This is a genomic window from Caballeronia fortuita (assembly GCF_001544835.2).
Taxonomy (GTDB): domain Bacteria; phylum Pseudomonadota; class Gammaproteobacteria; order Burkholderiales; family Burkholderiaceae; genus Caballeronia; species Caballeronia fortuita.
This window is the reverse complement of sequence record NZ_FCNX02000004.1, coordinates 126,271-152,297: the sequence shown is the minus strand read 5'-3', so window position 1 is coordinate 152,297 and position 26,027 is coordinate 126,271. Positions and strand designations below refer to the sequence as shown.

19 protein-coding genes are annotated in these 26,027 nt (G+C 61.2%); 7 read left to right on the top strand and 12 right to left on the bottom strand.

Features of this window, described 5'->3' with window-relative positions; all coding sequences use genetic code 11:
• Window positions 1–82 precede the first annotated feature (82 nt).
• Window positions 83–1,360: a Vi polysaccharide biosynthesis UDP-N-acetylglucosamine C-6 dehydrogenase TviB gene (gene tviB, locus AWB77_RS09700; RefSeq protein ID WP_061134212.1), complete on the bottom strand. Its 1,278-nt coding sequence runs from the start codon at window positions 1,358–1,360 to the stop codon at window positions 83–85.
• Window positions 1,361–1,454: 94 nt separating this feature from the next.
• Window positions 1,455–3,695 (bottom strand): polysaccharide biosynthesis tyrosine autokinase, encoded by a 2,241-nt coding sequence (locus AWB77_RS09695; protein WP_061134211.1) that lies wholly within the window; start codon window positions 3,693–3,695, stop codon window positions 1,455–1,457.
• Between the two features lie 328 nt (window positions 3,696–4,023).
• On the opposite strand from AWB77_RS09695, the gene AWB77_RS35700 reads away from it, so the two are divergent.
• A complete protein-coding gene (locus AWB77_RS35700) occupies window positions 4,024–4,281 on the top strand; it encodes a hypothetical protein (protein WP_157694786.1) in 258 nt (85 codons plus the stop codon).
• A gap of 195 nt (window positions 4,282–4,476) precedes the next feature.
• Window positions 4,477–5,610, top strand: a complete 1,134-nt coding sequence (locus AWB77_RS09690; RefSeq protein WP_061134210.1) for an MraY family glycosyltransferase — start codon at window positions 4,477–4,479, stop codon at window positions 5,608–5,610.
• Window positions 5,611–5,850: 240 nt separating this feature from the next.
• Here the strand turns inward: AWB77_RS09690 and asnB are convergent, their stop codons facing one another.
• The 7 genes from asnB to AWB77_RS09660 form a co-directional block, all read right to left on the bottom strand.
• Window positions 5,851–7,872, bottom strand: coding sequence for an asparagine synthase (glutamine-hydrolyzing) (gene asnB, locus AWB77_RS09685; protein ID WP_061134209.1), 2,022 nt, complete (start codon window positions 7,870–7,872; stop codon window positions 5,851–5,853).
• Window positions 7,873–7,918: 46 nt separating this feature from the next.
• On the bottom strand, window positions 7,919–9,052 hold the full coding sequence (locus tag AWB77_RS09680; RefSeq protein ID WP_061134208.1) for a glycosyltransferase family 4 protein: 1,134 nt from the start codon (window positions 9,050–9,052) through the stop codon (window positions 7,919–7,921).
• Window positions 9,053–9,258: 206 nt separating this feature from the next.
• Window positions 9,259–10,617 carry a glucosamine inositolphosphorylceramide transferase family protein gene (locus AWB77_RS09675; RefSeq protein WP_061134207.1) on the bottom strand — a complete coding sequence of 453 codons (1,359 nt, stop codon included), beginning with the start codon at window positions 10,615–10,617 and terminating at the stop codon, window positions 9,259–9,261.
• A gap of 990 nt (window positions 10,618–11,607) precedes the next feature.
• On the bottom strand, window positions 11,608–11,736 hold the full coding sequence (locus AWB77_RS37185) for a hypothetical protein (protein ID WP_279616176.1): 129 nt from the start codon (window positions 11,734–11,736) through the stop codon (window positions 11,608–11,610).
• A gap of 210 nt (window positions 11,737–11,946) precedes the next feature.
• On the bottom strand, window positions 11,947–12,516 hold the full coding sequence (locus tag AWB77_RS09670; RefSeq protein WP_244158509.1) for an NUDIX domain-containing protein: 570 nt from the start codon (window positions 12,514–12,516) through the stop codon (window positions 11,947–11,949).
• Between the two features lie 238 nt (window positions 12,517–12,754).
• On the bottom strand, window positions 12,755–14,869 hold the full coding sequence (locus AWB77_RS09665; protein WP_061134206.1) for a phosphocholine-specific phospholipase C: 2,115 nt from the start codon (window positions 14,867–14,869) through the stop codon (window positions 12,755–12,757).
• A gap of 29 nt (window positions 14,870–14,898) precedes the next feature.
• On the bottom strand, window positions 14,899–15,174 hold the full coding sequence (locus AWB77_RS09660) for a hypothetical protein (protein WP_061134205.1): 276 nt from the start codon (window positions 15,172–15,174) through the stop codon (window positions 14,899–14,901).
• A gap of 133 nt (window positions 15,175–15,307) precedes the next feature.
• Here AWB77_RS09660 and AWB77_RS09655 point away from each other — a divergent pair, with 133 nt between their 5' ends.
• Window positions 15,308–16,564: a YbfB/YjiJ family MFS transporter gene (locus AWB77_RS09655; RefSeq protein ID WP_061134448.1), complete on the top strand. Its 1,257-nt coding sequence runs from the start codon at window positions 15,308–15,310 to the stop codon at window positions 16,562–16,564.
• Window positions 16,565–16,597: 33 nt separating this feature from the next.
• Here the strand turns inward: AWB77_RS09655 and AWB77_RS09650 are convergent, their stop codons facing one another.
• A complete protein-coding gene (locus AWB77_RS09650) occupies window positions 16,598–18,004 on the bottom strand; it encodes a replication initiation protein (RefSeq protein ID WP_061134204.1) in 1,407 nt (468 codons plus the stop codon).
• 635 nt (window positions 18,005–18,639) lie between these two features.
• Here AWB77_RS09650 and AWB77_RS09645 point away from each other — a divergent pair.
• The 3 genes from AWB77_RS09645 (at window position 18,640) to AWB77_RS09635 (ending at window position 24,276) form a co-directional block, all read left to right on the top strand.
• Complete coding sequence (locus AWB77_RS09645; protein ID WP_061134203.1) at window positions 18,640–19,851, top strand: AAA family ATPase; 1,212 nt, start codon at window positions 18,640–18,642, stop codon at window positions 19,849–19,851.
• Complete coding sequence (locus AWB77_RS09640) at window positions 19,848–20,825, top strand: ParB/RepB/Spo0J family partition protein (protein WP_061134202.1); 978 nt, start codon at window positions 19,848–19,850, stop codon at window positions 20,823–20,825. Before AWB77_RS09645 ends, AWB77_RS09640 begins: the two co-directional genes overlap by 4 nt.
• Before the next feature lie 1,381 nt (window positions 20,826–22,206).
• Complete coding sequence (locus AWB77_RS09635; protein WP_061134201.1) at window positions 22,207–24,276, top strand: TonB-dependent receptor; 2,070 nt, start codon at window positions 22,207–22,209, stop codon at window positions 24,274–24,276.
• Between the two features lie 15 nt (window positions 24,277–24,291).
• Here the strand turns inward: AWB77_RS09635 and AWB77_RS09630 are convergent, their stop codons facing one another.
• Window positions 24,292–24,765, bottom strand: coding sequence for a hypothetical protein (locus AWB77_RS09630; RefSeq protein ID WP_061134200.1), 474 nt, complete (start codon window positions 24,763–24,765; stop codon window positions 24,292–24,294).
• Between the two features lie 28 nt (window positions 24,766–24,793).
• A complete protein-coding gene (locus AWB77_RS09625) occupies window positions 24,794–25,261 on the bottom strand; it encodes a zinc-finger-containing protein (protein WP_061134199.1) in 468 nt (155 codons plus the stop codon).
• Between the two features lie 321 nt (window positions 25,262–25,582).
• Here AWB77_RS09625 and AWB77_RS09620 point away from each other — a divergent pair, with 321 nt between their 5' ends.
• Entirely contained in the window at window positions 25,583–25,960 is a 378-nt protein-coding gene (locus AWB77_RS09620) for a hypothetical protein (RefSeq protein ID WP_061134198.1), read from the top strand.
• The last annotated feature ends 67 nt before the right edge of the window (window positions 25,961–26,027 follow it).

Sequence of the window (26,027 nt, the reverse complement as noted above, 5' to 3'; positions counted from 1 at the left end):
GGGCAGCGCCCGAATGTCGGGAGCCGAACCGCGGCGATGTTGTGCGACGGCCTGCATCGGTCGAAACCGACGCCGCCGGGCCTCAGAGACGCATGTCGCTCGACTCGGGCGGCAGGACGTACTTGAGGTCGCACAGCACGTGCTCCGACTTGCCGTAGGCGTGGATGCCCTGCGCGCCTTCGTCGGCGAACTGCTTGTGCGCCACGGCGAGCACGATCGCGTCGTAGATGCCCTTCGCCGGCTGGTCGATCGGATCGATGCCGTACTCGTGATGCGCCTCTTCCTTCGAGACCCACGGGTCATACACGTCGACCTGAACGCCGTATTCCTTCAGATCCGCAATGATGTCGACCACGCGCGTGTTGCGCAGGTCCGGGCAGTTTTCCTTGAACGTGAGACCCATGATGAGCACGCGCGCGCCCGAGATGGCGATGTCGCGCTTGGTCATCGTCTTCACGAGCTGCGAGACGACGTAGTTGCCCATGCTGTCGTTCAGACGGCGCCCGGCGAGGATGATCTCGGGGTGATAGCCGATCGCCTGCGCCTTGTGCGTCAGGTAGTACGGGTCCACGCCGATGCAGTGGCCGCCGACCAGACCCGGGCGGAACGGGATGAAGTTCCACTTCGTGCCGGCCGCGAGCAGCACCGATTCCGTATCGATGTTCATCTTGTTGAAGATGATCGACAGTTCGTTGATGAGCGCGATGTTCACGTCGCGCTGCGTGTTCTCGATCACCTTGGCCGCTTCGGCGACGCGGATGCTGCTCGCCTTGTGCGTGCCGGCCGTGATGATGCCGCGATAGAGTTCGTCGACGAAATCGGCCACTTCGGGCGTCGATCCGGACGTGACCTTCTTGATGTCCGGCAAACGGTGCGACTTGTCGCCCGGGTTGATGCGCTCGGGGCTGTAGCCCACGAAGAAGTCTTCGTTGAACTTCAGGCCCGACATCTTTTCGAGCACGGGCACGCACTCTTCCTCGGTCGCGCCGGGATAGACGGTCGATTCATAGATGACGACGTCGCCCTTCTTCAGCACGCTGCCGATGGTCGTCGACGCACCGATCAGCGGCGACAGGTCCGGTCGCTTGTAGTGATCGATCGGCGTCGGCACCGTCGCGATGAACACCGTGCAGCTGCGCAGGTCTTCGACATCGGCGCTGTACTGCATCAAGGTGGCGGAAGCCAGCTCTTCATCGCTGACTTCGAGCGTGGCGTCACGCCCTTCGCGCAGCGCGTTGATGCGCGCACGATTGATGTCGAAGCCGACGACAGGATGGCGTTTTCCGAATTCGACGGCGAGCGGCAGGCCCACGTAGCCCAGACCGACGATGCCGAGTTTCAACTCTTGCGGCGAGAACATATTCACTTCTCCTCGTTATACAACTCAGGACGTTTGTTTAGTACTGCTTTTTGATTCGGGGTCCAGCAGGAGCGAATGCCGGATGAGTCAGGCCTCAGGCTTTTTCGTCGGCCTTATAGGCAGCGTAGGCATAGCCGCCGTACTGGCGCGCCTGGGCGTAGTTGCCGTAATGCACCTTGAAACCGTTGAGCAGCACGCCGGTGACGCTTGCGCCCGACTGTTCCAGGCGCTTCACGGACTCCGAGATTTCCCCGGAACGCGTATCCCCATAACGCGCAACCAGGAAGATCGAACCCGCGACGGGCGCCATGATCGCCGTGTCCGACACCGCCAGGATTGCAGGCGCGTCGAGCAGCACGATGTCGTATTCCTCCGACGCACGGCTCACGGATTCCGTGAACGCATCCGACAGGAGCAGCTCGGCCGGGTCCGGCGGATAGAAGCCGCACTGGACAAAGTCGAGGTTGTTCAGCACCGAGCGATGCACGGTTTCTTCGAGCGTGGCCGAGCCGTTGACGATGTCGACGAGACCCTTGCCGCGCGGCATGCCGAAGTACTGGTTCAGATGGCCGCGGCGCAGGTCGCAGTCGATCAGCAGGACGCGCTTGCCGCCCGCGGCGAGCAGCGTCGCCAGATTGGCCGACACGAACGACTTGCCGATACCGGGCAGCGGGCCCGCCAGCATCACGACATTGTTCGGCGCATCCATCAACGCGTACTGCAGCGACGAGCGCATCATGCGCAGGCCTTCCACGGCCGGGTCGGTCGGGTAACGCGAGGCGAGCGCAAGCTGTTCCGGCTTCTTCTCGGCGATGCGCTTCGCGAGTTCCTTCTGGCGGTCGCTGTCCGGAATGGTCGCGAACACCGAAAGACCCGTCTTCGATTCCAGTTCCTTCGGATCGAGCACGCCCTTGAACAGGAAATCGCGAGCGAATGCCAGCACGATGCCGATGAAAAGACCAATGCCTGCCGCGATCACGAGCACCAGCGCCTTGACCGGCTTGACGGCACGCTCGGGCACTTCGGCGTGATCGAGCAGTTCCACCGTCGGCGTGCGGCCAGCCTTGATGAGGCGCATCGTTTCGATGTTGTTGCGCAAGGCCGAATAGACATCGGTGCTCATGCGGACATCGCGTTGCAGGCGAAGCGCGCCCTGCTCGGCTTGCGGCATCGCCTTGACGCGCGCTGCCAGATCGTTGATGTACTTCTCGGTCGCCGCGATCTGCTGGTCGATCACCACCACGCTCGGGTGCGACGGCGAGAAGTGCACGGCCAGGTCGGCACGGCGGCGCTTCAGGTCGAGCAACTGCGCGTCCGCTTGCGAAGCCTGCTGCATCACGATGCGGCCTTCTTCGTCCGGATTGAACAGCGTGCGGCTGTTGCGATACGCGTTGTAGTTGTCTTCGGCCGTTTCCATCTGACGCTTGGCGTCGGGAAGCTGTTGCTCGAGGTATTCGAGCGACTTCTCGGCGTTGATCCCGCGACGGTCGGCGTTCTGCTTCACGTACATGCGCGACAGTTCATTGATCGTCGCGGCCACGAGCACCGGGTCCTTGCCTTCGAGCGTCGTGCTGATGACGCCGGACTTGTTGCCCTGTTCGGCAATAGCCAGCGAATTCTGCAGACGATCGATAGCCGATACGCGTGAGTTGCGCGTCAGATCGAACTCGACGCCCTTCTCGCCACGGATGGAGCCGACGAGCAGCGAGATCGGACCGGCATCGGTGTCGAAACGCTGCACGCTGCCGACCTGGCCACCGACGCCCGTCTCGACGCCCGGGCCGCGCACCTGATACTGGCCGTTGCCGAGATAGCGCAGCGTGTATTCCTTGCCTTCGTACTTTTTCGGCACGTCGAACGCGGAGACGTCGATCGATTCGGCGCCCCATGCGTAGCCGCCACGGCCGAAGAGGCCCGGGGTCGACACGTCGTCGGACATGCGCGCGATCATTCCACCGATCACCGGGAAGCGATGCGGCGCGGCCTGGATATACAGCTTGAGCGCATCGACGACGGGACCGAGCACGAACTTCGATCCGATGACCTGGATCTCGCCTTCGGCGGTCGCGCGCTGGTCGAACATCGTCGCGGCGGTTCTCACCATGTCGCGCGAGTCGGCGGGTTGGGCAGTGCTCGAGTCGTCGACTCTGACGAGCATGCCGGCTTGGTAAATCGGGGCCGAGAAATACGCGTACACCACCCCGATGGTGAAGACGACCGCTACGGTCGTCGCGATCATCTTCCAGTGACGGCCCAGCGTTTCGAGAATCGACGTGAGCTCGATCTCTTTGTCGGTCTCGGCCGTTACGGCTGACGCCTGATTTTTAACTTTCATAGAACGTCTCGTTACAGGCTCTTATGGGACCGGCCCGCGGTATGCGCGCCGGATGCGGATCGAAACACCTGCTGTGCGCCCAAAAGGGCACAAACATCATTTGCTTATTCTTGAATTCAGGCCTGCATTCGGAGCCGTTAAAATCCCGCTCCGGCATTGCAGTGGTATTGAAACACACGACTCAAAAAAAGAGAAATTCCCACAGACGATTTTTGTTGTTTATCGAACCTTTCAACGCGACCGAGTGTTCGCTTTACCGCTTTTAAGAATTTATTGAGTATGCCGGCCATTTGAACAAATCGGAAAATATCACAGCGCGGCTTGTTGTATGCGCGGCACCGCACATACAATCGCTGTTAATAAAACAGCGAATTCTATGAAGAAAGGCGGTTTAGCCGGCGACCGCTTTCCGGACAATTCGTCGCTGCCAAAGCGTCCGCTTTGCGCCTATCCTAGGGCAAGAGGCGGCTCGATCGGCGTTTCAGTGTTCCACCGCACCGACCCTACGAAGAAAATGAGCGCGAAAGTGGGTTTGCGCACCGACAACGCGCGCTTTTCGGAAAAAAGCATTAAGGCCATTTTGTGAAATCGCTGTTATTTCCGCGATTTTAAAATCCGGTTTGTATGAATAATCGGTGGAAGTCCCAATATAATGCCGGTAGGCTCGGTTTCACACATTAAAGCGCCATAAATGCGTGGACAATGGCAGGGGTTGTACCTACCATACGTTTTCGGGTTTTGATATTCGAAAAGAGATGCGCCCTCTTCGTGAGTGAGAAAAATGTTAAACCTTGCGCTTGGCTTCATCAGTTCTTTCTGCATGACGCTACTTATAGTTAGATTCGCGGGGCGCTACGGGGCGCTCTCCCTGGATCATGATTTGAACGGAGTTCAGAAGAATCATTCTCATCCGGTTCCCCGGATTGGCGGTATCGCATTGATGGTCGCGGCCTGCGTGACTTTCCCGATCGCTGCGATATTCGGCGGCAATCCGCGTGACGAGTCCTTTTTATTGCTGCTCTGCGCGTTGCCCGCGTTCGGCAGCGGCGTGATCGAGGATCTGACCAAACGCGTGAGCGTGCGGGCGCGGCTCCTGAGCGCGATGTTCGCCGCACTTCTCGGCGCGTTCATTCTGCATGGCGTGATCGGCCGCGTGGATCTGCCGCTCGTCGATCCGATCCTTTCGGTCGCGCCCATCGCGATCGGTCTTACAGTGCTCGCCGTGGCGGGCCTCACCAACGCGGTCAATATCATCGACGGCTTCAACGGACTCGCCGCGGTCGTGGCCATTCTGATCTTCGGCTCGATCGGTTATGTCGCGCATGAGGTCGGCGATCTGCTCGTAATGAGCACCGCGCTCACGATGATCGGCGCAATCGGCGGCTTTGCGATCTGGAACTATCCGGCCGCGTCGATTTTCCTCGGTGACGGCGGTGCATATTTCATCGGCTTCACGATCGCGGAATTGCTCGTGTTGCTGGTCGCCCGGCATCCGAACGTCTGCGCATGGTATGCGATGGTCGTCGCTATTTATCCGCTCTTCGAAACGCTGTTCTCGATCTATCGCCGCCGCATCGTGCGCGGACGTCCGGTCGGCGCGCCCGACGGCATCCATCTGCACACGCTGATCTTCAAGCGCATCGTGCGCAAAGGCTCGGACCCGCGCCAGCGTCAACGCCGCAATGCACGCACGTCGCCGTATCTGTGGGTATTGAGCATGATCGGCATCGTGCCCGCCTCGCTCTTCTGGCATAACCCGGTCGTGCTCGCGGTGACGGCGGTCGTGTTCGCAGTGGCGTACGTCTGGCTGTACACGGCGATCGTGCGCTTCAAGACGCCGCGCTGGCTCGTCGGCACGCAACGCAGAAGCGTCGTTGCCGCCGCCGTTCCGGAACAGACGACGCATCATAAGTAATCGCCGTCGATGTGACTGACGCGTAATTGCAGAAAGACGAAAGGCCTTGATCGAATAGATCAGGGCCTTTTTGTTTTGGCTGATCCGCGAAGCGTTGCGTATCGGATGCCCTGGAATGAACTCGGGCGCACTCGGATGCATCGGATAGGGCTCAAACAAAAAGGCCTTGGTCTCATTGAACCAAGGCCTTTCTCATTCGATGCCGTCATGTGCGATGCCTGAGCGCATCGCACGTTCGAATCATCCTGCGACGCTTGCGAGATCCGCGGCGCGCGACGTGAACAGCGGGATCGACGAAGCCTGCTGATGCTCGAGCCATTGCTGGAACATCAGCACGTTCCACAGCTGACGATGCCAGTTCTGCTCGCCCGACAGATGCTGCTGCCATTTCGCGCGCACGGTGGTCGCATCGAAGAAGCCTTCGCGACGCAGACGCGACGCGTCCAGCAGCGCCTCTGCCCAATCGCGCAGCTCGCCGCGCAGCCAATGCGTGATCGGCACGCCGAAGCCCTGCTTGGGGCGCTCGATCATCGCGCGTGGCACGTGGCGGTAAAGCACCTGGCGCAGCGCCCACTTGGTCTGGCCGTCGCGGACCTTCATCGATTGCGGCAGACGCCACGCGAACTCCACGACGCGGTGATCGAGGAACGGCACGCGCGTCTCGAGCGAGACACCCATCGCGGCACGATCGACCTTCGTGAGAATGTCGTCGGGAAGGTAGGTGATCATGTCGAGCGCCATCATGCGCTGGACGTCGTCGAGACCGGTGAAGGCCGGCGCATTGCCGGTCATCAGCGTAGCAGGCTGATAGCCGCCGATCACGAGCGCGGCCGGATCGTTCCATTGCGACATCAGATGCAGATAGACTTCGTCGCGCGACTGGCACGACAGCAATTGCGCGCCCTTGTGCAGCTTGTCGCCGACCTTCACGCCGCGCAGCGACGAAGGCAGGATCGGCTCCATGAGCCCCGCCATGCTGTTCCAGCGCTTGGGCGAAATTCCCGCAATGCCCGACGCCGCCAGCTTGCGCAACGGCGCGGGCATCATCGTCATCTTGTCCCACATGCCCGGCGCGGTCTTGTAACGCTGATAGCCGCAGAAGAGCTCGTCGCCGGCATCGCCGGAGAGCGAGACCGTCACGTGCTGCCGCGCGAGTTGCGAAACGAGGAACGTCGGCACCTGCGACGAATCCGCGAACGGTTCGTCGTAGAGCTCGGGCAGACGCGGAATGACATCGAGCGCCTGACGTGCCGTCACGTACATCTCGGTGTGCTCGGTGCCGAGATGTTTCGAGACCGCCTTCGCGAGCTTGGCTTCGTCGAAGTCGCTTTCGTTGAAGCCGATGGTGAACGTCTTGACCGGACGCGACGACTGCTTTTGCATCAGCGCGACGATCGTCGACGAATCCACGCCGCCCGACAGAAACGCGCCGAGCGGCACATCGGAAAGCATCTGCTGGCGGATCGCGTCCGACAGCAGATGCTCGAGTTCATCGACCGCCTCGTCGGCGCTGCCCGCGAAGCCGCGCGCGGCGCCATTCACCGCCGCTTCCACGCCGGACCAGTACGACCACACACGCGGTTCGCGACGTTCCAGCGACACGGTCAGCATCTTGCCCGGTTCGAGCTTGCGGATGCCTTCGAAAATGGAATACGGCGACGGCACGCAGCCGTGGCGAATCTGCAGCGTCAACGCGCCGCGATCGACATTGTTCTCGAACGCGGGATGCTCGCGCAGCCCTTTGAGTTCCGAGCCGAACAGGAACGCGGCTTCGTCGCCGTGTCCTTGCCAGCCGTAGTAAAGCGGCTTTTCGCCGATGCGGTCGCGCGCCAGCGTGAGCTGGCATTCCTGCCGGTCCCACACCGCGAACGCGAACATGCCGACCGCGCGCTCGATCGTCGCCTGAATGCCCCACGCGTCGAAGCCCGCGACCAATGTTTCGGTATCCGAACTTCCGCGCCATGCGGGCGCGCGTTGCGTGTCTTCGAGCTCGTCGCGCAGGTCGAGGTGATTGTAGATCTCGCCGTTGAAGGCGATGACATAACGTCCGCTGCCCGATGCCATCGGCTGATGCCCGGCCGATGATAGATCGATGATCGCGAGCCGGCGATGACCGAGCGCGATGCCGCGCAGATCATCGGTCCAGTCGCCCGCGTCGTCGGGTCCGCGATAGGCGATGGCGAGCGCCATCTTCCGGACCGTTGTCTTCGGGTCGCCCGCGCCGAAGCCGCGTCCACCCAGAAAGCCGACGATACCGCACATATTCGTTCTCCTTACGATCCGGCCATAGGCCACGCTGATGCGATGCTCATTTTTCTTCGACGAGCCGCAGATAGATATCCTCGAAACGCTCGCGCGCGCGCATCATCGTGAACTCGGCGTGAATGCGCGCCTTCGCGAGCTGACCGAGACGAATGCGCTCGTCGGGTTTCATGTCGACGATGCGATCGAGTCCCGCCGCGAGCGCATCGCTGTTTTCCTTCTCGACGACGACGCCCGTGCCCGCAACGAGCATGGCCGCATCGCCCACGTCGGTGACGACGCATGGCAACGCCATCGCCATCGCTTCGCCGACGACATTCGGAAAGCCTTCGGTGCGCGACGACAGACAGAACACATCCATCGCCGACAGACACGCGGGCACGTCGCGCCGCTCGCCGAGCAGCACGAAGCGCGACGCGAATCCCGTCTGCGCGATCCAGTCCGCGAGTTCGCGATTGTTCGCGTCGAGATCGCGTCCGACCAGCATGAAGCGCACATCGGGATGACGCGCGGCCAGCATGCCGGCCGCGCGCACAAAATTCTGGTGATCCTTCACCGGATGAAAACGCCCGAGAATGCCGACGACGACATCGCGTTCATTGAAGCCGCATTGCTCGCGGATCGCGCTGCGTTGCTCGGGCGTGGCGCACAGGCGCGCGACGTCGAAACCATTCGGCACGACCATCATGCGGCTCGCGTCGTAGCCGACGGAAACATGCGCGCGGCGCGATGCCTCGGCCGCGCAGACGATCGTCTGCGGCACGTAATAGGAGAGCCACGCGCACACCTTGCGCAGCAGCACGGTGACACGCGAGCCGCCCGATCTGACATCGGTGGTGCGCACGCCCCAGACGATGCGCTTGTGCGCCGCGATCCGCCCCGCGAGGCCGCCGAGGAAATCGGCGTGGTACATCCAGGTCTGGATGATGTCGGGGCGCACTTCGCGGATCAGTTTGACGAGGCGCGCGAGTGCGCGCGGGAAACCGAGCGGGGATTTCATGCCGAGGCTATGCACCTCGATCCCGCGCGCGGCGAGTTCTTCGCCGATCTTGCCGGCCGTCGTGAGCGAGCAGACGACGTGACGGAATCGCGGATGTTCGATATGCGACTCGATGAGGCGCTGAAGCATGCGTTCTGCGCCGTCCGCATTGAGCGCAACGATGACATGGAGAAGCTTCATGGTCCCGGCTGCCGTTTTTCTACGATTGGGCCCGTCCCCAGGCAACCGACGCGCGCGTCGCTGGCGGCAATGCTTGTGCTGACGGGTGTGTTTTATGACGATGGGATAGCTCGCCGGAGGACGCTCCAACGAGTCACCAATGTAAGCCGGCGCGATGGCACGTACTGTGCGACGTGCCACACGCCGTTCGTCCTACACGAAGCACGTCACGCGCGCCGCATCGCACCGCGCCACGGATTCCACTTGCGAAGCTGCGTCTTCAGATCGATGACGGTGATTCCGCCGACCGCATTCCACGTATGCAGGCCCTGGTGACCGCGCGGCGGATTGCGGATCGAAACGGTACGCTCGGCATAGGTGGTCGTCGTGAGTTCGGTGATCTCGCGGAACGTCAGCGCCGCGCCGTATTCGCGCTCGCAATTCTGCGCGGGGCGAATCAGGCGGTTTTGTCCGTCCTTGAAGAGGTTTCCGGCCATGCGCGCGAGACGGCAGTCGGAGACGACGGGATTCATCGGATGCGGCGTCCACTCGCCGAACGGGCTGTCGGAATGGAAGATCGACAGTTCGTCCCAGTTCGACCCGCCATCCTCGGTCATGCTCGTGAACATCCACCAGGTCTTGCCGTCGTGATGCAGCGTCGTATCGGCGGCGACCACATCGCGCATGATGACCTTGTGCAGCACCCATTCGGTCGGGAACGACGCCGCGCGGTACATCTCGATCGTGCGGTTGCCGCAGGTCTCCGGGATCATGAAGACATCGCCTTCATGCTCGAACAGGAACGGGTACGACAGGTGATAGCTCTTGTCGAGCACCACGCGCGGCGTTTCCTGCCACGACTGCGTGGCGGGGTCGAACGCGATATGGCTGATCGTGCCGCGGTTCGTGTCGTAGGGAAGGCTTTCGAAGAACAGGTGGTAATCGCCGTTCTTGCCGCGCCAGAGGAACGGATCGGCGTGGAACTGCGACGTCATGCCGGGCAGCGTCACCCAGTTGCGGCTTTCGTCGCCGTCGACGTTGCTCTCCGCGCGCGCTTCGGCCGGCGCGTCCGCGCGACGGTACGCCAGCACCCAATGGCCGCGCTGGATCAGCAGCTTGGCGGGCTGATTCAGCACCTTGCGGCCGAGATGCCGCAGCGCGAACCACGCCGACGTCAACGCGGACAAACGCGCCGGCCGCACCTCCGGCCGGATGACCGGAAAGTCACGCACCGACGATGCGGCGTCGAGCCGCTTCTGCGCCCGCTCGACGAGCACGCCGACGCGCTGAAGGCTCGTCTGGAGCGACTTCAGGAAGAAGAGCTTCTCGGGTATCGCCACATACGACTCGGCGAGCAGACGCATCTCGCCGGAGTCGGGCGACTTCCACGCGACCTGGATATGCGGTGTCCGGCACTGGAGAAGCGCCTTCCACAGCGCTTCGATGTTCTCGTAGCCGTCGTACAGGACGATGATCGACGCACGCGCACGAACGCTGCCTCCCGGTGTCTCGCCGGAGTCACCGTAGAGCCGCTTTTCGACGCGCGTCCACCACTGAAGCACGGAAGGATATGCGGGTTGCGCCATTTCTTTTCCCTCAGACAGCAGCGGTTTCGCCAGTCGACCGATTAAATCCTTAGCTAAACGCTTAACTGTCTTTATATGTGTTGTGGTCCGGCGCTTTCGAAATGATGAACATACATTTCAAAGCGGATGCCGGCGAACAAAGACTAGGGTGTGAGAGAGGCGTGCGCAGTGCGCTTTCGCACACAGTTGCGACAGCGAAATAAAGCGAGGGATTTTGAACGATTGTGCGGCAAACGCTGCGTTGCTTCTGCGTTGCTTCTGCGCTGTGTCTGCGTCGCGTGATGACGGGCGGCCTGGGGCGGCCCTCTTGCGGTGTCTCGGGGAAAGTCCTAACCCATTGGCGGATCAGGACAAATTGTCCCGGCTCAGGGCTCGTCGCGGCGCACGGCGACTTCACGCCTGCGATACCACGTAGGCCGCTTGTGACCGGTCTTGCTCGATTGATCTGCCTTCTTCCTGGCGCCGGGCGAAAAGATGATTTCGAACACGGCTAGCAATGCCAGGCCGACTATTGCGAAAAAAACAATTGCGCCTATAACACCGACTACAGACATGCTTCCTCCGCGCTCGTCCGCGTTGAATCAAGCATTTGATAAATCCCGTTTAAAAAAGTTTTGGCCGGATTTCTTTTTATTGATTACTGATTATATCACATCGCATATCGGCCGAATTCCAACGCGAAGGTCTATACGGATGATTTTCGGACGGAGCGCGCGCGGGCAAATCCCTGAACAAAAGGGTGAAAGCGGGTCTGTTCCGCCGACCGCGCTGCCTCGCGCTGACGTCGCAGGCAGCAAGGGTCTGCGGCGCTGCGCGTCGATCAGCGACGCGCGAGCGCGTCCAGGAATTAATCGCTGATCTGCGGCGGCGTGTTAATCGCGCCGCACAAGTTTCAAAAGACTGCATTCCACGATTCGAATGCGCTTTGCAAATCGCGCGTCGTCTATTTGACCGACAAATAAATGACCGGGAACCGTAAGAAATCCCTGTTCATGCGAGACGCTCTTTCTCGCCGGGTTTGTCGGGCGCCGTCATGAGAATGTCGGCTACCGCCAAAAGGGAAAGACTCAACACGGCGACGAACCCGACGGTTCCCGCGAACATGCTGACGAGCTTCATGGTTTCCTCCGCCAGTCGAAGGCGAGTGCTTCCGTTGCTCATGGCTGCCGCCGGCGCGCATCGAATGAACGCACGCACGGACGCCGCAACCGCTCAATCGGTAGCATAGGCGCATCTTCACCGAGAAAGTATTCATTCACGGCGAAATATGCGCCCGAGCCTTTTGCGCAGACGAAAAAACTCATCGGACACGGCGCAACGCCGCCAGATTCAGCGCCCTCGCCTGCCGAACCCCGCCGCCGTTTCGGCTTCGGCGCCGTGCTGCCACGCATGTCGCGCGGACTCGCGGGCGCCGCCCATCGCGCGGGTGAGGATTGCGCGCGTGCCCGGCGTGGCGCTCACGTTCGCGAGTTGCGATGCCTCGACCCACATTAGCTCGTGGAACCGCGCATCGGCTTTGGGCCGCAAATGCAGGCCCTCCGGTATCGCGATACGAAATACATGATGCAGGTGATGCGCGGACGCTTGCTGAAACAGAAACGCAGCAGCGCTCGCCTCCACGCCGGTGTCTTCGTGCAGCGCTCGGATCGCTGCAACAATCGTCAATTCGTCGAATGCCACCGCCCCGCCTGGTAGCAACCACGGTCCGCCACGCTCCCGGACCAGCAGCACTGACTGGTGACGAACCAGCAGTACTGTTGCTCGTTCTCTCATCCCCGTCTCCGTATTGCACTCCAGTTCGTTGTTGATTGATGGTGCGATACGACGCGCGGCGTGCCATTTTGATTTCACCGTCGCGTCGATCCGAAGCTTGAACTGGTGTGCACGTTCGATCTTCACAGGCTTCGCCAGGCTACGCAATGCGTGATGTCCCACGTATGTGCGCTGCACGACGAGCCGTGAGCGGAAAGTTCGCCTGCTCTTGCAAGGCTAATGGGAGTGAGTTCGAGCGGACGAGTTCCGCGTGACTGCCGAAGACGGACAAGGATGCCCGCATTTGGAGCGCGGCCGTGCGCGGTTCGAGGCGCACGGCCGCGCGATGCTTACCGCGACGAGTGCGCGATGTGCGAGGCCTTCGTCATGCGCCGAGCGCCGGATCGCTCATACTGTCGCGTCCGGTTTCGACATGGCCCGCGAGACGCCGCAGGAACGTGCGATCCGTGTCGACCTTGATTTCGACGTCGTACCAGCCGTGCGCGCCGCGCAGATCGAGGTAGACCTGCTCGGTGTCGCCGCCGCGCACGCGCCGCGAGATCGTCTTCGACGGATCGTACGCATTGATCACGCTGAAGGTGCACGCGGCCGTCCCGCGATTCGCGAGCCGAAGTTGCAGATTGCCGTTGGCCACATCATAGCCTTCAGCGACTTCCGGTTCGGCCTGCTCGCGCGTCCACCAGCCGTGCTGCTTTTCCGTCGCCTGTCCCGCGACGCGCCGCAGAAAGCCGTTCGGACCGTGCACGACGAAGTCGAAGCTGCCGTCGGCGTTCGTCGCGACGCGATCCGCGAGCCGCTTGCGCGCTTCGACCGTGTACGTTCGCGGTGCATCCGCGCTCGCGTTGCGATAGAGCAGAAAGACCGCGCCCGCGCTTCCGGTGTTGATGAACTGGAACGCGACGCTGTCCTTCGACGCATCCGGCCGCGCGCGCAGGAAAAGCTCGTACGGCAACGCCCGCGCGGCGCGCACGCCGGCTTCCTGTTTCGGCAACGCCTGCGCGGCGGGCGGCACGGGAATGTAATCGGGATGACGCAGCTTGTCGGGCGGCGCGTAGCCGCTCGTGCTCGGCAGCGTGGGCATCGCGCTGTTCGGATTGCGGAAATCGAACGCCGATGTCAGATCGCCGCTGATCGCGCGGCGCCACGGTGAGATGTTCGGCTCGGCCAGGCTGTGCCCGCGACCGAAACGCTTCTGGATGAAGCGGATCACCGAGGTATGGTCGAAGGTCTCGGAGCACACCCAGCCGCCCTTGGACCACGGCGACACGACAAGCATCGGCACGCGCGCACCGAAACCATACGGACCGCTCGCGTATTTCGCGCTGCCCGGGAAGATTTCCGCGCTGGTATCGACCGTCGAGAGGCCATTCGCATCGGAGGTCGGCGGGAACGGCGGAACGACGTGATCGAAGAAGCCGTCGTTTTCATCGTAATTGATGAGCAGCGCCGTCTTGCTCCACAAGTCCGGATTCGACGTGAGCACCTGCAACACCTGATCGATATACCAGGCGCCGTAGTTCGCCGGCCAGTTCGGATGCTCGGAGAACGCCTCGGGCGCCACGATCCAGGACACTTGCGGCAGCGTGTTCGCTTGCACGTCACGCTTCAGGATCGAGAAGTAGTCGTCGCCCGCGACCGCGTTCGTGCCGCGTCGCGCCTTTTCATAGAGCGGGCTGCCCGGCTGCGCGTTCTGGTATTGCGTGAAATACAGCAGCGAGTTGTCGCCGTAGTTGCCGATGTAGGCGTCGTCGGTCCAGCCCCACGAGTTCCTCGCGTCGAGCCCGTTGCCGATGTCCTGATAGATCTTCCACGAGATGCCCGCGCGCTCCAGCACTTCCGGGAACGTGGACCAGCCATAGCCGGCTTCGGCGTTGTCGACGACCGGGCCGCCGCCCGTGCCGTCGTTGCCGACGTAACCCGTCCACATGTAATAGCGGTTCGGATCGGTCGATGTGTTGGTCGAGCAGTGATACGCATCGCAGATCGTGAAGGCGTCGGCGAGCTGATAGTGGAACGGGATGTCGTCGCGTTGCAGATACGCCATCGTCGTCGTGCCCTTGAACGGCACCCACTGATCGTATCGGCCGTCGTGGAACGCGCCCTTCCCGTCCGTCCAGCCGTGCGGCAAGTCCTGAAGGAACTGCAGGCCGAGATTCGACGCGCCGGGATGAAACGGCAGCACTTCGCCCGCGCCGGCCGCGATCGGCTGATTGAACACCGGCTTGCCGTTCGCGAGCGTCACGGCGGTCTTGTCGCCGAAGCCGCGCACGCCGCGCAAGGTGCCGAAGTAATGATCGAACGAACGATTCTCCTGCATCAATACGACGATATGCTCGATGTCCTCGATCGATCCGTGACGGTTGTTCGCGGGGATCGCGAGCGCCTGGCGAATGCCGAGCGGCATCACGTTCAACGCGGCGGTCGCGCCTGCGGCCTGGATGGCCGCGCGCAGAAAGTCTCGACGGTTGTTGTTTTTCATTCGTTTCGCGGGGAAGTGAAAAGGAAGGGTCAGTCGGCGGTGTGAATCACCGGTGTTGCGAGCGGCTCCGACGCGGCCCGTGCCATGACGGGTCGCGCGATAAGAATCTGATCGGATGCGTCTCCCGTGGCCTGTTTCGCCCAGTCCTGCAGCTCGCTGGTTACGCCCGTCGCGGACGGCGCGGCGCTCGTCGCATCGACCGATGACGACGTGGCCGACGCCGGCTTGCCGCAACCGCAAACGATTGCGCATGCGCAAACGACGAGACACGCCACGAGCGCGTGGCGGTATGCGACAGTCGACATCGGTTTCTCCGGCAGGGTCGCGCAGTTCGATACAGCGCTGCGAAGCTTAGCCATCGCTTGTGTAAGCAATGTGACCGGTCCGCGTTACCATGACCGCACGCATGACCGGACGAACCGCGAACGAAAGGACGACATGAGCGTGATCGAGCGTGACGATGCAAGCGGAGCGCATTTCACTGCGCGCGATGCCACGGGTCGCAGACAAGCGCTGCGGCTCGCGATGGCGCTTTCGCTCGGCAGCGCCATCGCGCTCGGGCTCGCACGCTTTTCCTACGCACTGCTGCTTCCGCCGATGCGGCTCGACCTCGCATGGAACTTCGCCCAGGCCGGCGCGATGAATACCGCGAACGCGTTCGGCTATCTGCTCGGCGCGCTCGCGTTCTCACGGTTGTCGACGCGCGTGGCATCGCGCACGCTCTTCGTCGCCGGTTGCGCGCTCACCGCGCTTCTGATGGCGGCAAGCGGCGCAACGACGAACACCGATGCCCTTCTCGCGCTGCGCGTCGCGACGGGCGTCGGAAGCGCGCTGGTCTTCGTGAGCGGCGGCGTGCTCGCGGCACGGCTCGCATCGATGTCGCCGCGCGATGCCGGGCTCGTGATCGGCCTCTACTACGGCGGCACGGGCTGGGGTATCGTGATCTCGTCCATCCTCGTGCCGTTTGCGGTGCTGCCCGTCGCGCACGGCTGGCGCTTCGCGTGGTTCACGCTCGCGCTGGGTTGCGCCGCGTGCTCGGGCGCGGCGGTCTGGGCCGCGCGTCGCATCGAATCCGCGCAACCGGCTTCATCGACGCGTCACGGCGCGGACCGTGCATCCGGCGCGCCAGTGCCACGGCGGCGCTTCGCGCTCGCGCTCGCCGGTTACGGCTGCTTCGGCATTGGGTATATCGGCTACATGACGTTCATCGTCGCCCTGCTTCGCAACGCGGGTATGAGCGCGGCGGTCGTAACCGGCTTCTATATTCTTCTGGGCGTGGCGACCGTCGTATCGGCGCGGATGTGGTCAGGGCTGCTCGATCGCATGCGCGGCGGTCAGGCGCTCGCGATCCTCAATGGCCTTCTCGCCGCCGCGACGCTCGTTCCCGCGCTGTTTGCGCATCCGCTGGCGGCGTTCGCATCGGGCTTGTTGTTCGGCGCGACGTTTCTATCGGCGGTGGCGTCAACGACGGCATTCGTGCGGCACAACCTGCCCGCCGCGCAGTGGCCGCGTGGGATCAACGCATTCACGATCGTTTTCGCGCTGGGGCAGATTATCGGTCCAGTGGTGATCGGGCGTGTCTCGGATAGCGCCGGGCTGACGCGCGGTCTCGTGTATTCGGCGCTCGTGCTCGCGGTGGGCGCGGTGCTCGCGGCTTGTCAGAAGCCGTTACAGAGAACATCGGCGCCGGGTTGAGGATTCATCCGGAATCCGAACGAATCTGCGATTTCAGATGCGGCTGCCGGCGCGCGCCTTCTTCAGTTTCGCGTAGACATGCGAGCAGAAGGCGTCGGCGACCACGCGATTGACGGTGAGAATGTTATCGGCGCTCAGGCTCTCGCGCGACAGTCCCTGTTTCTCGATGAGTCGCTGCGGGATCAGTTGGCTCACGAACGAGTGACACAGTTCCTTGCGTGCAGGCGCATCGACTGATTCGAAGTACTCGCGTCCGGCCTTGATCTCTTCGCTCATCTTGGCGCGCGCCGTGTCGTTCTGAGCCTGAATGCTGGCTTCGAGATTCGCCTGCGCCGTATCGCGCGAACGACGGTCCTTCCTGTCGTCCTCTAGCTGCTTCGCCTTGATCGACGCCATCTTCCGGTCCGCGTCGCCGATGCGGTAGTTGCCTTCCAGCGCCTTGAAGAGATAACCGCGCGGGCTGACGGTCACCTTGCCTTCATTGAGCTTGTAACGCGTGTATTCGATGGCCTGCTCGAGGCGTTCGTCCGTCCAGATGTCGCGACGCTTCGCGAGGCGCTCGAAGTCGGGTGTATCGAAAGCGAATTCGTTGTGCAGCAGGAGATACATCGAATCCTGAATGCCGGCGCGCGCGGCGTCGGCGCCCTGCTTCTTCGTGAAGCGAAAACGGATCTTCAGCTTGTCTGCGGGAACGCGCTCGGCGTTCGGCTCCCAGCTGACATCGAAGTCCGAGACTTCATTGAGCTGGTCGATCGCGGGCTCGAGAAAGCGCTTCTTGAATTCCTTCACTTCCTTGCGCGACTCGCCCACTTTGCCCGGCCATTCGAGCACGTCTTCGAACGCAAACCACTCCGTCACGCCGTGGCCTTCGCATGGAATCAGGCGGTCATAGATCGCGCGGGAGAGCGAAAGCGAGAACGCCGTCGATGCGCGCAGGCTCAGCCAATGCGCCTTGTACGGGCTGATCAGATACTTGATGACGCGGCCCGCAAGCAGGATGCACACGACATTGCGTTCGATGTAGCAATCGCCCAGCAGGCTGATCGTGCCCCACGAGTCCTTCTCGGTCAGTTCCTCAATCGACGGCGCCGTCATGATTTCGACGCGTGCGCGCGCTGCGGCTCGCATCTGCGCGATGAGGTGACTGTGATTGCGGCTGTCGTAACGCATCAGCCACTTGAAGTAGTTGATGTCGGCCGTGAACGTGTAGACCTTGTCGTCGATGAGTTCTTCGGGCGCCTTCGTCGCGACGATGAAATACGCCGCATCGAGCACGCGGCGCGCCGCGATGCCAAGGCCGCCGACACGCGTGAAGATATTGTTGCGCAGGAAACCGATGTCTCGTGTCGATTCGTAGATTGCCGAGCCTTGCGCGGACATATCTTCGTAGATGTCCAGTGCGAGTTGCTGCGGCGTGACAGTGAGGTCTTGGTTTTCCATGCTTCCGATTCGGCTTCGATCCCCGGCACTCTAACAGGCGAGCAAGGGGTGTCAACACAAAAACCGCCCCGTCCGGCACGAGGCTTCGTCTGCACAAAAGGCGTCCCCGTGACGCGCGGTGAGCACAACTTCCACCCCGCTCGACACAACTTTCGCCCCTGCGGTGCCCAATTTCCAACTCGGCCAACACAAAAACCGCCTTTTGCTGCACAAAAACCGTCCCTATCCACAGGGTTTGACGTTGATTTTTAAGGGAAAAGTCGGCGTTTGTTAGTAGGTGGGTGGGTCTAGGTTTACAAAACAACAAAACAAACACGATGGGAGTTTACGCCGAATGGGCCCGTAATCAGTCGCTAAGTGTCGGAAAATACTGGGAAAAACGCTTCCGCACAAAAACCGTCCTGTGGGTGTTTTTTGTGCTGGCACTGCGCAGGGCGCATGTTAATCGCGCGGGTTTAATCGGAACAGCGTCGATAATGAGATTCTGCTGGATCGGGTGTTTGAGAATTCGCTTCAAAATCAATCGGCTAGGACTTCCGCATCTGCCGATCGGTCAATTCTCGGCGCAATACAACCTTGTTAACGCGTATTCGTGTATTCTGCGCTTCGACGTCAATACTTGGAGAAAGCGCAGAATGGCAAACGTAGGCACCCTACCTATGGAAGATCGGAAGGTTACGCTTCGCGAAGTCGCGGAGTTTGCAGATAACCTCGAACCTTTTTCGGATAATTTGCGGGAGCAGATTCTTGCTCCCCGTCCGCGTAAGCTCGCGCCTTTCTACACGATCAGCGAATTGGCCGAGATGTGCAATTTGACGAGGCAGCAGATTCAATATCTGGTGACGAAGGGAGAAGGCGGACTGCCTCCTGGAACGCTCAACGGCAATGGCCGCAGCAGGACGTTTACGCTGCCCGAAGTGCGGGTCTGGGTGAAGATGGCATCCGACATCTATCAAACCCGGCTCGATGATGGTGACGGCACATTCAAGGGCAAAGTCCTGACGACCGCCCAATTGAAAGGCGGCTCCGCCAAAACCACGACGACCGTCTGTCTGGCACAGGCGTTGACGCTGCTCGGTCGGAAAGTGCTACTTGTCGATCTCGATCCGCAGGCGTCGGCGTCGGAGCTGTGCGGCCTCTATGCCGAGAAGGAAATATCCGGCGATGACACCGTGCTGCCGTACATCTACGATCAGAATGTGGAAGGCGGTTTGGGAGCGAGCGTCCAGTCGACATACTGGGACGGCCTCGACATCATCCCCGGACATACCTTCTTATATGGAGCGGAGTTTCTTCTGCCCGCGCGCCAAAAGACGATTCAGGGTTATCGATTTTGGGCTGTGCTGCGCGAGGGGCTTGAGCCGTTGCGATCGCAGTATGACTACATCTTGATCGATACGTCTCCGTCGCTGTCTTATATGAACTTGAACGCGCTTCTTGCAGCGGACGCGCTCGTCATGCCGATGATTCCCGAAAACCTCGACTTCATCAGTTCGCTTGCTTTCTGGCGTCTCTTTTCCGATGTCGCAGAGGATTTTCTTCCGTACGAAGAAGACAAGGTGTACGACTTCATATCCATCCTCCTGTCGAAAGTGGATTATGGAAAGACGTCGTCGGCGCCGGTCGTACGTCAATGGGCGCAGAGCGCGTACGGTCGCTGGCTCGACCCCTTCGAAATACCGGCTAGCTCTGTAATGAGCGGCGGGGCGCTCTCCTTCTCGACTGCGCTGGACGTCGTCAGTACGCACTCTACGGCCAAGTCGCTTCAGCGCGTGCGCCAGCCGATGATGCAATACGCCAAATGGCTGGATGATATGTTCGTCAAATCGTGGAAGGAGTCGGCATGAGTAACAACATTCGAGAACAACTCATGGCCAAGACGGCCAACTTGCCGAAGCCCGCGGATTTCAAAGGTGAAAACAAGAAAGAGAAGACGAATCGCGGTCCGCAGACGATGCCAGGTATTACGAGTGCACTAGCAGCGGCTCAGTTGCGGATTCAGGAACTCGAGGCGCGCGGTGTTGAAACCGAAATCTCCGTCGATGCCATCGTTCCGAATCCTTGGCAGCCGCGGCGTCAATTCAGCGAGGCCAAACTTGCAGAACTGGCGCGCTCGATCGGAGAAGTGGGCTTGCTTCAGGCCGTGACCGTTCGACGAGCGGGCGAGGGGTTTCAGCTCGTTGCGGGTGAGCGTCGCTGGCGGGCGCACAAGCTTATCAATAAGGCCACCGTGCGTGCCGTCGTGATCGAATGTATCGATCAGGACATGGCGGCGTTGGCGCTGATGGAAAACGTCACGCGCGATGATCTATCCGACTATGAGATCGCGATTGCGATCCGTCGCGCGGAATCGGAGTTTCCGAATCGGACCAGGCTTGCGGAAGCGATGGGTATTACTCGTAGTGATCTGTATCGATTCCTTGCGTACGACGCGTTGCCAGATTTTGTTAAGCGCGATCTTGATTTGAAACCATCGGTGCTTGGTGCTTCGTCGGCTCAAGATATTGCGAATGCGCTAAAGAAGTCGGGCGAGTCTGGCCTGAAGGCACTTCAGGAACTGTGGCCGCAGGTTCTTTCAGGCGATCTCGTGCAAACGAAAGTTGCAGCGAGCATGAGCGCGCAGGCTAGTCGGGGAGAGTCCGCAACTGACGCCGGCGGACGAAGCATCCTCAAGATATTTGCGGGCAAAGTTCAGGCGGGCAGTATCACAAAGGATGTTAAGGGGCTCACGTTCAAGTTCAAGGCGGGTGTGATGACGGAGGAGCAGGAAAATCAGTTAAGGGAACATATAGGCAAGATGTTCTCGATACAGTCTGAATGAGCATAAAGACCCGCTGCGGCGGGTTTTTTTTGTCTTGCGAACGGTGATGTTAGTCGGTGTAGAGAGCGCTTCAGCTCGAAGTGTCCGAATTCGGACAGCTTCGGCTGGCAAGACAACCTTGGCTGCGAAAACGACTGTCTGAATTCGGACACTCGCCTGTCAAGACTCGGCTCCGCAAGAAGGCGCTCCGCGCAAATTCGAAACATAAGAACAGCTGCGGGAAAGCCTTCCAAGCAACGCGCAGCTGCAGGGAACTCGCTTAGATTCGCGGCTTGGCGAAATCACAGACGACCGATGCACCGCACGGTACCAATGCCTCAACCACACCAGTTCCCAACTTGCCCTGTCCGATCAAAGATTGAGCGCACGACATCGGCTCTGCATAACTGTTCGAAGTCGAGCGATCGGCTTGTTCAAACGGCTATTGGGAGTGCAGCCTTGGCTTCCAAGAGGCGTCATCCTTGAATGGGGAGTAAATCTACTTGCCCGAGGGAACCAGGCGAGATCAACGCGCTCACTCCTATTCCGACTGATTCTCGGAACGGGACTCCCGCGCCCTGTGTCCGAATTTGGACAGTCCGGCTTCGCGACAAAGGTGGACATGCAGCGAAGTCCGTTACCCATAGTAGGAACCGACGGCGGCCGACAACGCGAAGCAACACAAACACGGCATGATGAGCGACAAGCCGGGAACGCGTTGATTAAACTGCTTCGCTTGTAATCGAGTAGGGCAACGTCGACGCCGAACGATGTCTGCGGCCTCGCCGGCCGAAAGTGCGACGATAAGAAATACAAGGCGAAACCTTGGCCCCGTCCCGATGCTCGGTGACCGAAGCAATCCTGGAATGTCCAGTCGAAAAAGCGGTGAGACTTGAGCGCAGCGCACGGCGCCGAGGTCAGGTTTATCACCCGACGCAATTCAGCCACAGCGCGTCCCCGCGAAGTCTTACCCAAACCATTCCACCGCCATCGACGACGCTTCGACGAACGCAGCGTCCCTCTAGCAGGAACGTTCAAAAGACTCCTTGTTGCTGCGAGCGTTCGCATCGCGCGTGAAACATCTTTTATCATGTCGAATAACAATTAAACCTCTTTAAAACAGATACTTAGACGACGAATCCAAGATTGTTTCACGAAACGCGCGCGGCCGAACCGTCTTACTCCGGCAAGTCGTGTGAGACGACCGCAGCGTGCAATCCGCCAGGCCACGTCAATTCCGTTGTGTATCAATCGATACGTTTGTGTCCGCGCAGCGCGCGCTTATGAAGCCGACGATTAAGCGATCGACGTGATACGTTATATCATTGCAAACTGTAATCAGGCGTGAAAAAACGTCACACGCACATTCTCGAACAGCAACGATATAACATTACATACCGAAATGGTCGAATCAAACCCACCTATCTTTCCGGCCTGCGCCAAACTCCTCCCCTCCGCCGCTCTGCTACTCGCGGCCGTCGCCCGAGCACAATCACCCGCGATCGAAGACGCACCGATTCAACCGATCTTCATCACCGCCAACCCCCTCGGCGCAAACACACTCGTATCTCCCACAAGCACCCTCGACGGCACCGCTCTCACCCTGAAACGCGCCGACTCCCTCGGCGAAACCCTCAACGGACTTCCGGGCATCTCGACAACGACCTACGGCCCGATGGTCGGAAGACCCATCATCCGTGGCATGGATGGCGACCGCATCCGCCTGCTGCAAAATGGTGTCGCAGCCTACGACGCATCGTCGCTGTCATACGACCATGCCGTTCCGCAAGACACGCTATCGGTGGAACGCATCGAAATCGTCCGCGGACCGGCCGCGCTCCTCTACGGCGGCAACGCGATCGGCGGGGTAGTGAATACCATCGACAATCGCATTCCGCGCGAGCCGATCGACAGCGTATCCGGTCAAGTCGACGCCAGCTACGGCGGCGCCAACAACGCGAGCGCCGGCGCGGCGCAAGTCGAAGGCGGCGACGGAAAATTTGCCTTCCACGTCGATGCCTTCGATCGCGCAACCAGCAACGAACGCATCCCCGGCTTCGCGCATTCCGATCGCCAGCGCGCGCTCGACGGCCCGGACACGCCGCAGCCCTACGGCAGCATCCCGAACAGCGATGGCCGCTGGCACGGCGGCGCCATCGGCTCTTCATACACATGGGCGAACGGCTACGCGGGCATCAGCTACAACGGCTACGAAGCGAATTACGGTTCGGTCGCCGAGGACGATGTACGTCTTCGTATGCATCAGGACCGCATCGCGGCGTCGTCGGAGGTGCGCAATCTGCAGGGGCCGTTCAGCCAGGTGAAGTTCGACTTTGCGTATACGGATTACGAGCACAAGGAAATCGACGACGGCGAAACCGGCACGACCTTCCGCAATCACGGATACGAGGCGCGCGTCGAGGCTCGCCACAGGAAGATCGGGCCGCTCGAAGGCGCGATCGGCGTGCAATTGAGCCAGAACACGTTTTCGGCGCTTGGCGATGAAGCCCTCGTGCCGACATCGCGAACGACCAATGCGGCGCTGTTCGGTCTGGAAGAGTGGTCTGTCGCCGACGCGCTGAAATTGAGCATCGGCGCACGCTACGAGCACTTGAACATCGACCCGACATCCGGCGGAAACGAAAAATTCGCCGATTCGACGAAGCGCGATTTCAACGCGGCCAGCATTTCCGCAGGCGCGCTAATCAAGCTGAATTCAGCGTGGAGCGTGGCGGGGAACGTCGCGTATACGGAGCGCGCACCGACGTATTACGAGCTTTATTCGAACGGTCCGCACGATGCGACCGGCCAGTATCTGATCGGCAATCCCGACGCTCAGAAAGAGAAGGCGATCTCGACGGACCTGTCGTTGCGCTTCGCGAGCGGCCCGAACAAGGCGAGCGCGGGCGTCTTCTACAGCCGCTTTCGCAACTATCTGACCGAGTTCAACACGGGCCGGCTAGTCGATGACGACGACAACCCAGTCACGCCCGGCACCGTCGACGCGCTCAACGAAGCCCAATATCGCGGCGTGCGCGCGGACTTCTATGGCGTCGAGCTGGACGGCACCTGGCGCATCTTCGATAAGGGCGCGCAGCGTCTCGATGCCGAGTTCGTCGCGGACTACACGCACGCGCGCAATGTCGACACAGGCGAAGCGCTGCCGCGCATCTCACCGCTGCGCGCGACGATCGCGCTCGACTACGCGTATGGACCCTACGGCGCGCGAACCGAACTGGTCCACGCGTGGGCGCAGCATCGCGTGCCGGAAAACGATCTGCCGACCGCGAGCTACACCACGCTCGGCGTCACCCTGACGTACAAGTTCCGCATTGGCGCGACGAACTGGCTCGCCTACCTGCGCGGTCAAAACCTGACGAATCAGGACGTGCGATACGCGAGCTCGGTCGTGCGCGACATTGCGCCGGAAGGCGGACGCAGCGTGATGATCGGCGTGCGTACTGCCTTCTGACGACGATCGCGCGATTCAGAGCGGCGCCGACTTGCGCGTGTGCATCGGCTGATAAGGCTCACCGGCCTTGAAGCGCTCGAGCCGCTCGCTTGCGACCGAAAGCGCCGCAAACGATGCGCGCCGCAACTGATGATCGTAGAGCGACACGATCGCCGCGAGCCGGTCGAAGTCTTCCGCCGGCAGCGTCCACGTGCCGGACGCGCGGCCAGCGTCGAAGACGGCCGCCATTGTGCGATCGGCGCGGAGCAGCTCGTCGTCCGCGAAGTCGCCGTGACCGGCTTCCGCGAGGAACTTGGCGAGATACATCGCCTCGGTGATGTGCTGCGCGGGCGCGATATCCGGCGAACCCGCGCGCAAGGCCGTCAGCGACATATGCGCGGCGAGCGCGAGCTCGTCCGCCACTGCGCGCGGGATGGGAAGCAGCTGCGCCTTGCTGAGCCGCGCGCGCGTCGCCTGGGGCGAGCGCTGGAAAGGAATAGGACGTGACATGCGAGGATCGATGGTTGACCTTTTCAGGTTAACGATCATCGACCGCCGAATCTTGAGGGTGTTGTCCGCGTTCCTGTTCGAAATGTTCGACGACAGCGATCGCGCGCTCGCATTGATCGGCGTCCAGCGTGTGAATGCTGCATTTTTCCGGATCGACGCCGATCGCTTGCGCGAGCCACTTCATTCCCTTCGAGCGCGCTTCGAAGACATTGCAGCCGTCGCGCCGGACCTTCGCCTGCACGAGCGGTTCGAGCGCCGCGTGAAGCTTTACCTTGAGATCGCGCAGGCGGGCATCGGCGAGACGGCCGAGCGGAACGTTGCGCGTGCTGCGCGGAAAGATGCCGATCCACGCCTGACAATCGACGCATGTCCAGAGCGGGCCGTGATCGTCGCGATACGGATACGTTTCGTCGCCCGCGCGCGTCAAGGTCGCGGGCAGGCCGCAGTAATCGCAGTTCGGATGAGGCAGAGGTTTGACAGGTCGGCCGACGCGCATTGCAGGAAAACTCACGGGCGGGAAGCCAATATATCAAAACATCACGCAGTCTCCCGATGGCGGGGTCGACTCCCTCCTTATGCACGGTTTCCCCAAACGACCGTTCGATCGATAGTAGAGCGCATCAGAAGACGGCCGCTCGCCGGCCACGCGTGACGCTGTTTCACGCGACAACGCTCATCCGCGGCGAAGCGGTAGCGAATCCATAACGCCATTGCTCGCGGATTTCTGGGCTTCACATTTGTCGAAGCCACGTTCGTTCTCTATGCATCAGCACATCTCGATAGCCGCCCGCGCGCGGCCAGCAAGGAGGTACTCAAAATGAAATCCAATCAGACAAGGCACGCGATGTTCGTCGCGATCGCTACGATCGCACTGAGCGCCGCGTGCGCGAACAGCGTCGCCGCAAGTGGCATCGACGATGCCGAGCCGCTCGCACTCACCGTTCAGACGCCGTCGGGCGGCATATCGCGCCTGACTTACGCCGATGAAGACGGCTGGCGCATCGACGATCGCGACGCGCGCCTGAAACCGATGGAAGCGCGCATCACGCCCGCATCGACGGAACCGCAAAAGGAAGCGCCCAGCACTGATCGGCCGATGACCGTCTTCATCGACGGCCCGACCGGTTTCACCTATGTATGGATGCGCGATCAAGGCTGGAAATACGTCGGCAAGCTCGCGGGACGCAATCGTTGAGTCGCTTGTCAGATAACGCAACTAGACTTCAATAGCGCGCCAACACGCGAGGCGCGAACGGAGGTTA

What these genes read in the sequence shown, in the direction of transcription:
- tviB (WP_061134212.1), bottom strand. Translation starts at nt 1,360, where the DNA reads ATGTTCTCGCCGCAAGAGTTGAAACTCGGCATCGTCGGTCTGGGCTAC.
- AWB77_RS09695 (WP_061134211.1), bottom strand. Translation starts at nt 3,695, where the DNA reads ATGAAAGTTAAAAATCAGGCGTCAGCCGTAACGGCCGAGACCGACAAA.
- AWB77_RS35700 (WP_157694786.1), top strand. Translation starts at nt 4,024, where the DNA reads ATGCGCGGCACCGCACATACAATCGCTGTTAATAAAACAGCGAATTCT.
- AWB77_RS09690 (WP_061134210.1), top strand. Translation starts at nt 4,477, where the DNA reads ATGTTAAACCTTGCGCTTGGCTTCATCAGTTCTTTCTGCATGACGCTA.
- asnB (WP_061134209.1), bottom strand. Translation starts at nt 7,872, where the DNA reads ATGTGCGGTATCGTCGGCTTTCTGGGTGGACGCGGCTTCGGCGCGGGC.
- AWB77_RS09680 (WP_061134208.1), bottom strand. Translation starts at nt 9,052, where the DNA reads ATGAAGCTTCTCCATGTCATCGTTGCGCTCAATGCGGACGGCGCAGAA.
- AWB77_RS09675 (WP_061134207.1), bottom strand. Translation starts at nt 10,617, where the DNA reads ATGGCGCAACCCGCATATCCTTCCGTGCTTCAGTGGTGGACGCGCGTC.
- AWB77_RS37185 (WP_279616176.1), bottom strand. Translation starts at nt 11,736, where the DNA reads ATGAAGCTCGTCAGCATGTTCGCGGGAACCGTCGGGTTCGTCGCCGTG.
- AWB77_RS09665 (WP_061134206.1), bottom strand. Translation starts at nt 14,869, where the DNA reads ATGAAAAACAACAACCGTCGAGACTTTCTGCGCGCGGCCATCCAGGCC.
- AWB77_RS09660 (WP_061134205.1), bottom strand. Translation starts at nt 15,174, where the DNA reads ATGTCGACTGTCGCATACCGCCACGCGCTCGTGGCGTGTCTCGTCGTT.
- AWB77_RS09655 (WP_061134448.1), top strand. Translation starts at nt 15,308, where the DNA reads ATGAGCGTGATCGAGCGTGACGATGCAAGCGGAGCGCATTTCACTGCG.
- AWB77_RS09650 (WP_061134204.1), bottom strand. Translation starts at nt 18,004, where the DNA reads ATGGAAAACCAAGACCTCACTGTCACGCCGCAGCAACTCGCACTGGAC.
- AWB77_RS09645 (WP_061134203.1), top strand. Translation starts at nt 18,640, where the DNA reads ATGGCAAACGTAGGCACCCTACCTATGGAAGATCGGAAGGTTACGCTT.
- AWB77_RS09640 (WP_061134202.1), top strand. Translation starts at nt 19,848, where the DNA reads ATGAGTAACAACATTCGAGAACAACTCATGGCCAAGACGGCCAACTTG.
- AWB77_RS09635 (WP_061134201.1), top strand. Translation starts at nt 22,207, where the DNA reads ATGGTCGAATCAAACCCACCTATCTTTCCGGCCTGCGCCAAACTCCTC.
- AWB77_RS09630 (WP_061134200.1), bottom strand. Translation starts at nt 24,765, where the DNA reads ATGTCACGTCCTATTCCTTTCCAGCGCTCGCCCCAGGCGACGCGCGCG.
- AWB77_RS09625 (WP_061134199.1), bottom strand. Translation starts at nt 25,261, where the DNA reads ATGCGCGTCGGCCGACCTGTCAAACCTCTGCCTCATCCGAACTGCGAT.
- AWB77_RS09620 (WP_061134198.1), top strand. Translation starts at nt 25,583, where the DNA reads ATGAAATCCAATCAGACAAGGCACGCGATGTTCGTCGCGATCGCTACG.